We start from the raw sequence: 13085 nt of genomic DNA, 5'->3' as shown, positions 1-13085 counted from the left end.
CGGCCCATGGACGGGCGGGGCCGGGGTGCTAGATTCGGTGCATGCCCGTAGCACGGGCACCGGATCGAACCCAGGGGTTGAGGATGCTTATTCGTCGTACGTCACTGGCAGCGGCCATCGCCGTTGCTTCCTTCGGCCTGCTGGCCGCCGGCCCGGCACTTGCCGATTACGCAAAGCCGCCAGAACAACTGCTCAAGGTGTTGAAGGCACCGCCGCCGCCGGTTCCCAGCGTGGATCCCAGCGGCCAGCGCCTGTTGCTGACCACCGCACAGACCTATCCGTCCATCGCCCGCGTGGCCCAGCCGTACCTGAAGCTGGCCGGCGTGCGTCTGGAGCCGAAGAACCGCAGCCGCCATGACACCCCCGGTGGTTACGGCATTCCGGCCTGCGTGGCCGACTTCAGCGTGGTGGAAATCGCCAGCGGCAAGACCACCCCGGTGACGCTGCCGCAGGGCTGCGCCGGTGGCGCGCAGTGGTCGGCCGACGGCCGCCATTTCGCGTTCCAGAATGCGGTGGCCGACAGCGTGCAGCTGTGGGTGGGCGACGCCGCCACCGGCAAGGTAAAGCAGGTGCCGGGGGTGCAGCTGAACCCCATCTTCGGCAGCACCGTCCAGTGGCTGGGCGGCAGCAGCAACCTGCTGGTGAAGCTGGTCCCGGCCAACCAGGGCGCCGCGCCGTCCAACGGCGGCGTGCCGACCGGCCCGGATGCACAGGAATCGCTGGGCAGCAGTGGCGAGAGCAGCACCTACGAAGCCCGCGACACGCTGACCAGCGCGCACGATGAAAAGCTGTTCGCGTACTACGGGGCTTCGCAGCTGGCCGTGGTCGACACCGCCAGCGGCCAGGTGCGCCCGGTGGGCAGCGCCGCGATCTTCAACGACGTGAGCGCTGCGCCCGATGGCGTGCACGTGCTGACCGAATCGATCAAGCCGCCGTTCTCGCATGCGGTCACCTACCAGCGCTTCGCCAACGATGTGGCGGTGCTGGACATCGCCACCGGCAAGAGCACCGCCATCGCCAGCCTGCCGCTGGCCGACCGCGTGCCGGTGCACGGCGTGCCCGAAGGTCCGCGCGGTTTCGACTGGCGTTCCACCGATCCGGCCACCCTGGTCTATGCCGAAGCGCTGGACAAGGGCGACTGGAAGGTGACCGTGCCGCACCGCGATCGCGTGCTGATGCTGAAGGCGCCGTTCAACGTCAAGCCGGTGGAGATCGCGCGCACCGCGCAGCGGTTCGAAGGCCTGGCCTGGTCGGCCGACCCGACCGTGTCGTTCCTGTTCGAGAATGATGAGAACCGGCACTGGGTGCAGACCCGCATCGTCGATGTCGACCAGCCGAAGAAGGAAGGCCGCCTGCTGTGGGACATGTCCAGCGATGAGCTGTACGGCGATCCGGGCAACCTGGTGTTCAAGCGCCTGCCCAACGGTGCGGCCGTGGTGCGCCAGGAAGGCAATTTCGTGTTCCTGCGGGGGCAGGGGGCTTCGCCGCAGGGTGACCGCCCGTTCCTGGACCGCCTGGACCTGGGTTCGCTGAAGACCGAGCGCCTGTTCCGCAGCGATGCCGATGCCTACGAGCAGTTCCTCGGTTTCAGCAACACGCCCGGCCGTTATCTGACCTGGCACCAGTCGGTGATGGACCCGCCGAACGCCTTCGTGCGCCAGCAGGGTGAAGCGGTGGCCGCTGCAAAGGAAGGCGAAGCGCAGTTCGCCTCCACCGCTACCGCACTGACCACGCTGACCGACCCGACCCCGGAAGTGCGGCAGATCAAGAAGCAGCTGGTGACCTACAAGCGCGCCGATGGCGTGGATCTGTCCTTCACCCTGTACACCCCGCCGGGCTACAAGGAAGGCCAGCGCGTGCCGGCCATCCTGTATGCCTATCCGGCTGACTTCGCCAATGCCGCGCAGGCCGGCCAGGTGTCCGGTTCGCAGCAGACCTTCACCCGCCTGCAGCCATACCGGCTGATGCTGCTGGCCGGTTACGCGATCATCGACAACGCCTCGTTCCCGATCGTCGGCGATCCCAAGACCGCCTATGACACCTACCTGGAACAGCTGGAAGCCGATGCCAAGGCGGCGGTGGACAAGGCCGTGGACATGGGCGTGGTCGACCGCAACCGTATCGGTGTGACCGGCCACAGCCACGGCGGCCTGATGACGGCCAACCTGATCGCCCACACCAACCTGTTCAAGGCGGGCGTGGCGACCAGCGGCTCGTACAACAAGACCTTCACCCCGTTCGGCTTCCAGAACGAGCGGCGCTCGGTGTGGCAGGCGCAGGACGTGTACCTGAAGGCCTCGCCGTTCTTCTACGCCGACAAGATCAAGCTGCCGCTGCTGCTGGTCCACGGCGAAGACGATGCCAACCCGGGTACCGAGCCGTTCCAGTCGCGCAAGCTTTACCAGGCCATCCGTGGCAACGGCGGCACCACCCGCCTGGTGATGCTGCCGAATGAACCGCACTGGTACACCGCGCTGGAATCGAACGAGCAGCTGGTGTCGGAAATGCTGAACTGGTTCGACACCTACGTGAAGAACGCGAAGTAGAGTCGAGCTTGCTCGACTGCTGTAAACAGGGCCGCCCCAGGGCGGCCCTTCTTGCCACGGATACTCATGACAAAGGCTGTACGCGAACTCTCAGGATGGGGATGGCTGCTGATCGGCCTGTTGTCCAGCGGCACCGCCGCCGTGGGTTGCACCGCGCTGGGCCGGTTTGCGATCCCACAGTTCGTTGAGCGGTTCGCCGAAGCGGGCCAGCCGCTGCCGCTGATCACCCAGCTGTTTGCTAACAGTTACGGGCTGGCCTGGCTGGCTCCGCCGCTGGTGGTGGCCGCCTGGCTGGCAGGACGTGCGCGGCTGTCGGCGTTGATCGGCAGCGTGGCGGTGATGCTGGCAACTCCGCTCGCCATGTTTGCCGCCTACCTGCCGTTGTTCAAGCTGGGCACGTTGTACTGATCGGCGCGCGGCCCGATGGCTGCGATCGTGACCGGGTACCGCCAACCATGACCTCCGGCCCGTCGCAGGGCGCTCAGCGCGTACTACTCTCAGTGATCAACGGCGCGCGCGTGCCACCTTCCACTGGAGTTGTCGATGTCCCGTTCGTTGCTGGTCGTCGTTTCCGCGGTGTTGACGCTGTCCCCGCTGCCGCTGCTGGCCGCCAGGGCGCCCGCACAGGACCTGGCCGCCGAGGTCAATCCTTTCATCGGCACCACCAACGCCGGCAACGTCTACCCGGGGCCCACGGTGCCCTTCGGCATGGTGGCCTTCAGCCCGGAAATGACCGCGCTGCCAGGCAAGCTTTTTCCGATTGCCGCCCCCGGTGGCTACGAGTGGCGCAGCAACGGCGTGCGCGGTTTCAGCCTGACCCACGTCAATGGAACCGGCTGTACCGGTGCCAGCGGCGATATTCCGCTCATGCCGGTCACGCTGCCGGTAGAGCTGTCGCCGTCGTCAGCCGATGCCGGCATGCGTTACACCAGCCTGCTGGACCACCGCAAAGAAACGGCCAGCCCCGGCGCCTACACACTCACCCTCGACAACGGGGTGGCGGTCAGCCTGGCGGCCACGGCGCGCACCGCGGTCGGCCAGTTCCAGTTCCCGGCCGACAAGCCGGCCAACCTGCTGTTCCGCACCTCCGACAGCGAAGTGGGCAGCAGCGATTCGACCCTCCTCATCGACCCCGCCACGCGCACCGTGCGCGGTTCGGTCACCAGTGGCAACTTCTGCGGGTACCTGGCCGAAGACCGCCGCGAGAGTTACTACACCCTGCATTTCGTGGCCGAGTTTGACCAGCCGTTCGAAGTGGGCGGTACCTGGCGCGATGACACGGTGCAGGCCGGGGCACGCGAGGGCGGCGGCGGCACCACCTATGGCAGCAAGGGCCACCCGCCGGCAGGCAAGGGCGCGGGCGGTTGGATCAGTTTCGATGCCACGCGCACGCCGGTGGTGACCGCACGCATCGGCATTTCCTACGTGGATGAAGCCGGCGCGCGGGCCAACCTGCGCCGAGAGAGTCCGCAGGGCACCACGGTGGCCGCCACCCAGGCCGCCACGCGTGCGAAGTGGAACGACCTGCTGGGCCAGGTGCGGGTGCAGGGTGGCACGCCCGACGAGCGCACCGTGTTCTACACCGCGCTGTACCACGCCATGCTGGCGCCCAACCTGCACAGCGATGCCGATGGGCGTTACCGTGGCATTGACGGCAGGGTGCACGCCCTGGCCAAACGGCAGCAGGCGCAGTACGCCAATTACTCGGGCTGGGATGTTTACCGCTCGCAGCTGCAGCTGCTGACCCTGCTGCAGCCGCAGGTCGGTTCGGACGTGGCGCAGTCGCTGCTGAACCAGGCCGACCAGAATGGCGGCGTCTGGGATCGCTGGACCCACATCACCGGCGCCACCGGCGTGATGAACGGTGATCCGTCGCCGCCGTCGGTGGCAGCCATCCATGCCTTCGGCGGCCGCAGCTTCGACCTGCAGCGCGCCTACGCCTCGCTGAAGAAGGCGGCCACGGTGCCCACCGCACGTGATCTGGACAAGCGTGGTTGCCCGGTGCTGTGCGTGGGCCAGCGCCCGGGCCTGGACCAGTGGCTGGCCCTGAAGTACATGCCGGAAGGCGCGCCGGGCTGGGGCAGTGCGGCCGATACGCTGGAAATGGTCAGCGCCGATTTCGGCCTGTCCGAGCTGGCACTGGCGGCCGGTGATGCGCAGGGGGCGCGCCAGTTCCGTGAGCGCTCCGGCTGGTGGCGCAATCTGTACAACCCGAAGGCTACCGCGCAGCAGGGCTACATCCAGCCGCGCAATGCCGATGGCAGCTGGCCGCCGTTCGACCCGGCCGCCGACGAGGGTTTTGTCGAAGGCAGCGGTGCGCAGTACCTGTGGATGGTGCCGTTCGATCCGGCCGGCCTGTTCGCAGCATTGGGTGGCCGCGAGGCCAGCATCGCGCGGCTTGATGCGTTCTTCCGCAAGCCCGACGGTACATGGGCGGTGACCAAGTCCGGCCCGCTGCACGCCGAACTGGACAATGAACCGTCCATCGCCGCGCCGTGGCTGTACAACTTCCTCGGCCAGCCGTGGAAGACCCAGGAAACCGTGCGGCAAGCGATGCGCCAGATCTGGACCAACACGCCCGAGGGCATGCCAGGCAACGATGACCTTGGCCAGATGTCGTCGTGGTACGTATGGTCGGCGCTGGGCCTGTACCCGGTATACCCGGGCCGCGCAGACCTGGTGATCGGCAGCCCGCTGTTCACCGAAGCGGTGATCACCCGCCCGGGTGCGAAGATCGTGGTGCGTGCACGCGGCGCTTCAATGGATGCGCCGTACGTGCAATCGCTGCGGGTGGACGGCAGGCCCAGCAACGCAAGCTGGCTGCCGGCCAGTTTCGTACAGCGCGGCGGCACCCTGGACTTTGAGCTGGGTAGCACCAAGAACGAGCAGTGGGGCGCACAGGACGTTCCGCGCTCGCACGGCCCCGGCTGATCCATGCCCTGTGAGGATGAACCACCGGTAGAACCACGCCATGCGTGGATGAAGCGCCCCCCGACCGTGCTAGCCTCACCGTGCACCAGGCGAACGGCACCCATAGTCCCCGGGAAAAACAATGCTCCATTTTCTACGTGCCCGATGCCGCGCCTCCGCACTGGCACTCGCAATGAGCGTCACCTGCGCACAGGCGCAGCCGCCCGTGGCGATCAATCCATTGCTGGTGAAGCCAGTGGACCAGCTCAGCCCGGATGAGGTGCGCTACATGCAGCAGCGCCTTTCCGACTGGCCCGATCTGGGCCGTTACCGTGAGGCCAATGCGCGCGTGCCCGCCAAGCAGGCCGGCGTGCCGCGCGTGCTGTTCTTCGGCGATTCCATTACCCAGGGGTGGGGCGAAAAGGATCCTGCGGCATTCTTCCCCGGCAAGGGCTATCTCAACCGCGGTATCAGTGGGCAGACCACACCGCAGATGCTGCTGCGCTTCGGCCAGGATGTGATCGCGCTGCAGCCGGACGTGGTGATCATCCTCGCCGGTACCAACGATCTCGCCGGCAATACCGGCCCCAGCACGCAGGTGATGATCGAGGACAACCTGCATGCGATGGTGGACCTTGCACGTGCGCACGGCATACGCGTAGTGGTGGCCTCGGTACTGCCGGTGAGCGACTACCCGTGGATGCCGGGCATCGAACCTGCGCCGAAGGTGCGCGCTCTGAACGCCGCGCTCAAGCAGTATGCCGACGCGCAGGGGCTGGTGTATCTGGACTATTACGCGGTCATGGCCAATGCCGCCGGAGGCCTGGATCCCGCCCTGGCCGCCGATGGCGTGCATCCCACCGCGAAGGGCTATGCGTTGATGGCACCGTTGGCCGAGGCCGCCATTGCGCAGGCGCTGCAAGCTGCGCCACGCGGCGCGCCCTGATCGCACTGACAGCGCATGGTGGCAGTGTCCAACAAGGTGGTCGAGACCGTGGCGCTCGCCGTGTTCAAGCGTAGCCCGGTGCTGGTTACTGAACTCTATTCAAGCGCTGGCGAACAACCGCGCCGCTATGAATCGCCCGAGGCGCTGCGCGAACACGGCCGGGCGTTGCAGTGCGTGTCTGGCGGCATGCTGCTGGTGGGCGTGCAGTACGCGGACATGGGCGGCGCCGTACGCGTGCGTCCGTTCGACGGCGGGCGTGGCGACTCCGCGCGCGTCATGGTCTCCGGCTGGGGGCTGATTTCGATCCTGCTGCCGATGGCGAATGATGCGAACGTCAGCGCGAAAGTGCAGGCGCTGACCGAGCGCGTCGCATTGGCTCGCGAGCGCGGCGCACTGGATGTTCCACCGGCGTGCGACTGGAACTGGAAGGCCGTGGAATCACACAAACGCCGCTTGCAGGATGCACTCCGGCGGGCGCTCTGAGGCGACCTCAGCCGTCATCGCGCTTCAACGCCGCATCGGCCGCCAGCAGCGCTTCGGCCGCTGCACTCAGCGGCGGCGAGGGCGGCGTGCTGCTGCCGATGGCCGCCATCATCCGGTCCATGCCCACGAACGCTCGCGCGCGGCGGTCGTAGATGCCAGTGACCAGCAGCGCCCGCGTGGCGATCTTCTGTTCCGGGCCGATCAGTACGCGCTGTTCCATGATTACCCGCGTGCCGACCCAGCCGGCCAGCCGCGTTTCCAGGGTGTAGCGCTGGAACGGGCGCAGCTCGCGGCGGAACTGGATGGTGCCGGCGCCGACGATGGGCGCCCATTTCTCGCGCAGCGCCACCTTGCCCAGGCCCATGCGCAGGATCAGGTCCAGCCGGCCCAGATCGAAGATGTTCCAGTAGCGGCCATTGGTCATGTGCAGGTTGCTGTCCAGGTCGTTGGGCAGCACGCGGAACTGCAGGCGTGAAACCCCGAACGGGGCGTCCAGGCGCGGGCGGAACAGGCTGCACAGAAGCAGGTAGAGCAGGCGGAACCAGAGATTCATGGCTATGACGACTGTTATAGAACGGGCGCTACGCTAATCTATGACGACTGTCCTAGCAAGGAGCCCAGCATGAGCCCACGCGCGAGCGATGCCCCCCAGCGTGTGATCGATGCGGCGGCCCAGATGCTGGCGCGGGTAGGCCTCAATGCCACCAGCATCCGCGAAGTCACCAAGCTGGCCGACGCACCGCTGGGGTCGACCTACCACCACTTTCCCGGTGGCAAGCAGGAACTGCTGGCCAAGGCCACGACGCTGGCCGGCGACAAGGTGGAAGCCCTGCTGCTGGAACTGCTGCGCGATGGCGCCGTGCCTGGCCTGGAGCGATTCCTGGCGATGTGGCGCGAGCGCCTGCTGCGCTCGCAGTTCCGCGCCGGCTGCCCGGTGCTTGCGGCGGCGGTGGAAGAGCCCGTGGAGGCGGTTGCCAGCCAACCGCGCGCCGCGGCGGCCGAGGTGTTCGCGCGCTGGCAGGGGCACCTGGCCCAGGCCTTGATCAGTGATGGCCATGCGCCGGAACAGGCAGCGGGCCTGGCCAGCCTGGTCATTGCCAGCGTGGAAGGCGCGGTGGCGATGAGCCGCGCGCTGCAGGACATCGCCCCGTTCGACCAGGTGGCTGTGCAACTGCTGAAGGCGGCCCGCGCCGGTTGAACAGTGCCATGCCGCCGCCGCGATGATTCGCGGTTAGAATCGGCCATCACCACCACCGCGTGCCCGGCAAGGATGTCCGCATGCTGCACCACCTCTCCCTGGGTGTCCGTGATCTGGATGCCGCCGCGCGTTTCTACGATGCCGCACTGGCAGCGCTTGGCTTCCGCCGCGTGTTCGAGGACGACGAGGCGATCGGCTACGGCCTGATCGACGATGAGGACATCCTGTGCCTGAAACAGCGCGATGACGCACTGGCGCCCGGGCCCGGCTTCCATCTTGCATTTGCCGCACCGTCGCGCGAGGCAGTGGATGCATTCCATGCGGCGGCGCTGGCCACGGATGGGCGTGACAATGGTGCGCCGGGGCTGCGTACCGATTACGGCGACTGCTACTACGCCACCTTCGTCGTCGACCCGGACGGTCATCGCCTCGAGGCCGTCTACAAAGGCGCAGTGCCTTGACCAAGCGCGGCCGATTCAACGCGCGTTCGTTGAAGCTGCCCATCACCCGCCGCGGTGAAGTGCTGAGCGCGCGCCGGCAACTGCAGCGCAACGGCTGGCCGCGCTTGCAGATGGCGGTGATCGTGCTGTTGACAGGCGCGGCGGGCTTCCTGGCCGCGCATGCGCTGCGCGTGGCGGGTGTGGACATGATGGTGCTGCGCTACCCGCTGGCGGTGCTGCTGGCGTACGGCGTGTTCCTGCTGCTGATGTGGCTGTGGATCCGCTGGCGCTGGGACGCCGTGGATGGCGCGCCGGATGTCGGTGGCGGCGGTGGTTCAGCACGGGATGCGCAGGGGCCGGCGTGGGGCGGGCAGGGCGGCCAATCGGGTGGTGGCGGTGCATCGGCATCGTGGGCGGAGGGCTCGGCTCGCTCCGGGATCGACAGCGACGGTGCCTCCCTGCTGGACGCCGCCGATGGCGAAGCGGGCCTGCCACTGCTGGCGGTGTTGGGCATCGTTGCCGTGGTCGGCAGTGCGGTGCTGGCCAGCGCCTGGGTGGTGTGGTCGGCGCCGCTGCTGATGGCCGAACTGCTGGTGGATGCCGCGATTGTCGGTGGGCTGTACCGGCGCATGCAGGGCATGCAGGCCCAGGGCTGGTGGCGGCTGTGCCTGACCCATACCGTGTGGCCGCTGGTGGGGCTGCTGGTGTTCTTCGCCGCGCTCGGCTGGCTGGCGCAGACGCTGGCACCCGAAGCGGTCACCCTGATGCAGGTGGCGCGCGCGTTGTAGCGTGGCATTACAATTGCTGGACGGAGCAGGGAGGAACATGCACGCACGCATCATCTGCAGGCGCATCGTGTGCTGGGTCGTGGCCATGCTGGCGGTGGCGCTGCTGGTCGAGCGCGTGTGGCAGGCGCCAGCGGTGCGGATCGGTCAAGTGCCCGTCGTGCTGGGCACGGCGCAGATGCAGGCCGAGGTGATGGCGCTGGCTATCCGCCAGGTGCGCCCGCCTTGGCCGCCGATGCTTCCGCCGCCGCTCGTGGTGAGGGCGTTGTCGGTGGAAGAGGCCGCAGCCCCGCCGCCTCCGTCGCTGCCGCGCACAGAGGCAGCGGTTCCGGCGCCACGGACGAACGTCGCCACGGCGGCCGGCGCCGCGCCTGCGCTGAGGGAAGTCGGGCGCTGGCGGCCGCTGCAGCAACCGACGCTGGATACCCCCGTGCCTCCGTGGGTTCGACTGATGGAGTGGACGCTGCCATTCTGCAGGCATCGGCCCGCCATGACCGATTGCCAGGACGATGCGCCGCTGGCCCGTTTTCCCGACGATGAAGGTGGCGAGCTGTTCCGCCTGCGGCAGGAACTGGAAGCTGCGCAGGGCGCGGCCAATGCGCGGGCTTCGCGCGTACCCGGGCAGATCCTGGCGGGTGTGCAGCGGATGACCCCTCAACGATTGCAGACGATGAAGGCGGAGCGCGGGCCGGGGTGCAACCAGGACCTGACCGAGCGGCAGTTGCAGATCGTGTCGCTGTCACGCCCGGTGTTCAGTATCGACGGACAGTGGGCGATGATTTCGGTGGTCAGCGGCAGCTGCTTTGATGGCTTCGGTCTGCGGGAGAAGTTCCTGCTGCACCGTGAGGACAACCGTTGGGTATTCGAGCGGCCGGACCGGGGCGGCGGCGTACGCAGCAGCCCTGGCAGATGGCCCTACACGTGGTGAACGGATCAATCGACAGGAAGGAGACGCGACATGGATATCGCAATGCGCAGCAACAGCATCTGGCTTCGATGGACGTTGGGGGTGGTTCTGGCGCTGCTGCTGCCGTTCACCAGCCTGGCACAGTCATCGCCTTCCACCGCGGTGCCGGCCACCGAAGCGGCGACCGCCAGCGAAGAGGCGAAATGCCGTGCCTGCAGTTACGAACGCATCGGGCGCAAGGTGGATATCGCCCTGGTGGCCGTGATGGCCGCGCTGATCATCGGCATGCTGGTGGCCGTGTCCCGTGAGTGGGGAACGCCCTCGCAGCGCTGGACCTGCCGCAGCACGGCCCTGTTCCTGGCGGCCATGGGCCTGGTATTCGTGTGGCGCGCCGGCAGCGTGCTCTACCTGGGCTACAACCCCTGGCAGGAGGTGCCGCCGGTGGTCGAAGCCGGGTGGCTCAACAGCTTGCTGGCCACCTCGCCGCGCTGGTTGATGGCCCTGCTGCTGATCGCGGCGGCGCCGCTCATCTGGAAGCGCAGCGAGCGCCTGCCACGCTGGCGCATCGCCTGAGGCAGCGCTGGGCAATGCCCGGCGATTCCCCGCGCGAGCTCAGTCGAAGCGCCAGCGCATGCCCGCGTACACGCCACGGCCTTCGCCGGGCGTCGAGCGCGCTAGGTCCCTGCCGGCGTCGTCGTAGCCGGGCGTGACCGTTGCCGCGTAGTGACGGTCACCGATGTTGCGCACTTCGGCCCAGGCTTGCCAGCGGCCACCGGGGGCGTCGTAGCCGATGCGGCTGCCGAAGATCACGTGGCTGTCGGCCCAGTAGCTGTTGGCATAGTCCACCGCGATGCGCGAGGCGTATTCGGTGTTCAGCGCCGCGTACAGGCCCGAGGCGTGATCGAAGCGCAGTTCAGCCTGATAGCTGTGCTGCGGCAGGCCGGGCAGGCGGTTGCTGCCGAAGCGCGTGTCGTGGCGGTAGCGGAAATCGCTGAAGGTGTAGGCCTGGCGCAGCGACAGGCGGCCCGGCACGCCCTGCCACAGCGTGCTGTCCAACCCGGCCTCGATGCCGCGGTGCACGGTGGGGCTGGCATTGTTCTCGGCAATGAACTGGTTCGGCACCGGCTGCAGTTCCACCGTCAGCAGTTCGTGGTTCACGTGCGCGTAGTAGCCGGTCAGTTCCCAGCGCCCGAGGGCGGCGTCACCGCGCGCGCCCAGTTCCAGCGTGGTGGCGGTCTGGTTCTGCATCGGCACCGGGCTGCGCTGGCGGCCGGTGGACGGCCCGTTGCCCGCAGCGAAGTACTGGTTCGAACCCCAGATCATCGACCACGGGTGCGGCGCTTCCACCGAACGGCTCAGGTTGCCGAACCACTGCGTCTGCGCGCTGTGCTGCCAGGTGAAGCCCAGGCGCGGCGCGTAGTCCCAGTCGTGCTTGCGCAGGCGGCCACCGCTGCTGGGCCAGGTTACCTGCACGTCGCGCTGAGTGTTGACCAGGGCCAGCCCGGTCTGCACCCGCAGGCGCTCGTTCCACGCCAGGGCGTTGCCGATGTGCAGGGTGCTGTCGGTGCCGTGGTGGCGGAAATCACGCGTGCGCGTGCCGGCGGCGTAGCCGTTGCTGGCAAAGCGCAGCGATTCGCGCACGTCGGCTTGAAGATCGTGGGTCACGCGCAGGCCGACCGTGGTTTCGCTGTCCCGCCCGAAAAGCACATGGCGATGGCGGTAGTCCAGCGTGGCGTTCAGATTGGCGTAGTCCAGCTGCTGGCGGTACAGGCTCTCGTTCAAGTCCATCGGGTACTTGTGATAGACCAGCCCGGCCTGCAGCGAGGAATCCTCGTCGATCTGCAGCGTCGTCATGTTGCCGATCCAGGTGCTGCCAGGCTGCGGGCGGCGCGCATCAATGGCCAGGTTGGCGGGGTTGGCCGCGCGCGGATCGTTGCGGATCTGCGCGCGGGTCAGGCGCCCGGGCGTTTCGTGATTGGTCTCGCGGTAGCGCACGAAGAAGCGGGACTGCAGGTCGGGCGTGATCTGCCAGCCGATGTTGGCCATCGCGCCCTTGCCGTCGCCGCGCGCGTGGTATTGGTAACCGTCGAATTCGGTATCGGTATAGGCGAGGAAATAATCGACATCGCCGCTGACGCCGCCCCAGCTGATGCCGCGCTTCTGGTAGCCGCGGCTCCCAGCTTCGTAGTGCAACTGCACGCCCGCCGAATCACGGCCGCTGCGGCTGACGTAGTCGATGGCACCGCCCAGCGCCAGCGCGCCGCGCTCGAAACCGTTGGCGCCGCGCAGGACTTCCACGCGCGACAGCCACAGCGGTTCCAGCAGTTCGTAGGGCGTGCCGCCCGGGCCGGTCAGTGGCAGGCCGTCGATCGACACCGCAATACCCGAGGCATGCGCGCCCGGGCCCCGGTTGATGCCCGAGCCACGGATCGAAATCTTGGTGCCTTCGTTGCCCGGCGATTGAGCGCTGATGCCCGGCTGGTAGGCCAGCACATCAGCACTGCTGGACAACCGGCTGTCGGCCTTGGCCACATCGATGACGTTGCTGGCGCCGGGCACGTGCTTGAGCGCCGCGCGCGCCTGGGCGCTGGCATCGGCGGCGGTGACCTGCACGGCATCCAGGGTGGTGGCCTGCGGGGCGGCGTTGGCCGTGGCAGCAAGGCTGAAGGACACGGCCAGGAACAGCAGCGACGGGGTGGGGCGGTAAGACGGAAGCGACATGCGGACAGGCTGTAAACCATTAAAGTGGCGCGAAAGTTAACAGGTCGCGCACGCCACGTCACCCACCGGCGGCGTATGGGCCGCCCGCGCCCCTTGTAGAGTCGAGCCATGCTCGACTGGCCGTTCCGAGGATGGCGAGAAAAGCAGTC

At 67.8% G+C, this 13085-nt stretch carries 12 protein-coding genes; 10 read left to right on the top strand and 2 right to left on the bottom strand.

Translation table 11 applies throughout. The features are described from left to right. Window positions 1-83: 83 nt before the first annotated feature. From C1922_RS12165 to C1922_RS12145, 5 genes are all read left to right on the top strand, one after another. Complete coding sequence (locus C1922_RS12165) at window positions 84-2546, top strand: prolyl oligopeptidase family serine peptidase (RefSeq protein WP_108749990.1); 2463 nt, start codon at window positions 84-86, stop codon at window positions 2544-2546. 66 nt (window positions 2547-2612) lie between these two features. After that, complete coding sequence (locus C1922_RS12160) at window positions 2613-2954, top strand: hypothetical protein (RefSeq protein WP_159091966.1); 342 nt, start codon at window positions 2613-2615, stop codon at window positions 2952-2954. Window positions 2955-3089: 135 nt separating this feature from the next. Continuing rightward, window positions 3090-5477 (top strand): GH92 family glycosyl hydrolase, encoded by a 2388-nt coding sequence (locus C1922_RS12155; protein ID WP_108749988.1) that lies wholly within the window; start codon window positions 3090-3092, stop codon window positions 5475-5477. Between the two features lie 172 nt (window positions 5478-5649). Beyond that, window positions 5650-6402, top strand: coding sequence for an SGNH/GDSL hydrolase family protein (locus C1922_RS12150; protein ID WP_234413314.1), 753 nt, complete (start codon window positions 5650-5652; stop codon window positions 6400-6402). Between the two features lie 15 nt (window positions 6403-6417). Further along, complete coding sequence (locus C1922_RS12145; RefSeq protein WP_108749986.1) at window positions 6418-6885, top strand: hypothetical protein; 468 nt, start codon at window positions 6418-6420, stop codon at window positions 6883-6885. A 7-nt stretch (window positions 6886-6892) separates the two neighbouring features. On the opposite strand, the gene C1922_RS12140 is transcribed toward C1922_RS12145, so the two are convergent. Then, window positions 6893-7438, bottom strand: a complete 546-nt coding sequence (locus C1922_RS12140; protein WP_108749985.1) for a thioesterase family protein — start codon at window positions 7436-7438, stop codon at window positions 6893-6895. 69 nt (window positions 7439-7507) lie between these two features. Between C1922_RS12140 and C1922_RS12135 the strand changes: the two genes are divergently transcribed. The 5 genes from C1922_RS12135 to C1922_RS12115 all read left to right on the top strand — a co-directional run bounded on the left by C1922_RS12135 (window position 7508) and on the right by C1922_RS12115 (window position 10788). After that, window positions 7508-8083, top strand: a complete 576-nt coding sequence (locus tag C1922_RS12135) for a TetR/AcrR family transcriptional regulator (protein ID WP_108749984.1) — start codon at window positions 7508-7510, stop codon at window positions 8081-8083. A gap of 80 nt (window positions 8084-8163) precedes the next feature. Then, entirely contained in the window at window positions 8164-8544 is a 381-nt protein-coding gene (locus C1922_RS12130) for a VOC family protein (RefSeq protein ID WP_108749983.1), read from the top strand. Further along, on the top strand, window positions 8541-9311 hold the full coding sequence (locus tag C1922_RS12125) for a hypothetical protein (RefSeq protein ID WP_199912177.1): 771 nt from the start codon (window positions 8541-8543) through the stop codon (window positions 9309-9311). The genes C1922_RS12130 and C1922_RS12125 overlap by 4 nt, the downstream gene beginning before the upstream one ends. Window positions 9312-9348: 37 nt before the next feature. Continuing rightward, the gene (locus C1922_RS12120; RefSeq protein WP_108749982.1) at window positions 9349-10236 is read left to right on the top strand and encodes a hypothetical protein; all 888 of its coding nucleotides are present in this window, start codon (window positions 9349-9351) and stop codon (window positions 10234-10236) included. Between the two features lie 30 nt (window positions 10237-10266). After that, window positions 10267-10788, top strand: coding sequence for a hypothetical protein (locus C1922_RS12115; RefSeq protein ID WP_108749981.1), 522 nt, complete (start codon window positions 10267-10269; stop codon window positions 10786-10788). A 39-nt stretch (window positions 10789-10827) separates the two neighbouring features. Here the strand turns inward: C1922_RS12115 and C1922_RS12110 are convergent, their stop codons facing one another. Continuing rightward, window positions 10828-12936, bottom strand: a complete 2109-nt coding sequence (locus C1922_RS12110; RefSeq protein ID WP_108749980.1) for a TonB-dependent receptor — start codon at window positions 12934-12936, stop codon at window positions 10828-10830. Window positions 12937-13085: the final 149 nt, after the last annotated feature.

The organism is Stenotrophomonas sp. ZAC14D2_NAIMI4_7, from assembly GCF_003086675.1.
Lineage (GTDB): Bacteria > Pseudomonadota > Gammaproteobacteria > Xanthomonadales > Xanthomonadaceae > Stenotrophomonas.
This window is presented reverse-complemented; position numbering and strand designations above follow the sequence as displayed.

What these genes read in the sequence shown, in the direction of transcription:
- C1922_RS12165 (WP_108749990.1), top strand. Translation starts at nt 84, where the DNA reads ATGCTTATTCGTCGTACGTCACTGGCAGCGGCCATCGCCGTTGCTTCC.
- C1922_RS12160 (WP_159091966.1), top strand. Translation starts at nt 2,613, where the DNA reads ATGACAAAGGCTGTACGCGAACTCTCAGGATGGGGATGGCTGCTGATC.
- C1922_RS12155 (WP_108749988.1), top strand. Translation starts at nt 3,090, where the DNA reads ATGTCCCGTTCGTTGCTGGTCGTCGTTTCCGCGGTGTTGACGCTGTCC.
- C1922_RS12150 (WP_234413314.1), top strand. Translation starts at nt 5,650, where the DNA reads ATGAGCGTCACCTGCGCACAGGCGCAGCCGCCCGTGGCGATCAATCCA.
- C1922_RS12145 (WP_108749986.1), top strand. Translation starts at nt 6,418, where the DNA reads ATGGTGGCAGTGTCCAACAAGGTGGTCGAGACCGTGGCGCTCGCCGTG.
- C1922_RS12140 (WP_108749985.1), bottom strand. Translation starts at nt 7,438, where the DNA reads ATGAATCTCTGGTTCCGCCTGCTCTACCTGCTTCTGTGCAGCCTGTTC.
- C1922_RS12135 (WP_108749984.1), top strand. Translation starts at nt 7,508, where the DNA reads ATGAGCCCACGCGCGAGCGATGCCCCCCAGCGTGTGATCGATGCGGCG.
- C1922_RS12130 (WP_108749983.1), top strand. Translation starts at nt 8,164, where the DNA reads ATGCTGCACCACCTCTCCCTGGGTGTCCGTGATCTGGATGCCGCCGCG.
- C1922_RS12120 (WP_108749982.1), top strand. Translation starts at nt 9,349, where the DNA reads ATGCACGCACGCATCATCTGCAGGCGCATCGTGTGCTGGGTCGTGGCC.
- C1922_RS12115 (WP_108749981.1), top strand. Translation starts at nt 10,267, where the DNA reads ATGGATATCGCAATGCGCAGCAACAGCATCTGGCTTCGATGGACGTTG.
- C1922_RS12110 (WP_108749980.1), bottom strand. Translation starts at nt 12,936, where the DNA reads ATGTCGCTTCCGTCTTACCGCCCCACCCCGTCGCTGCTGTTCCTGGCC.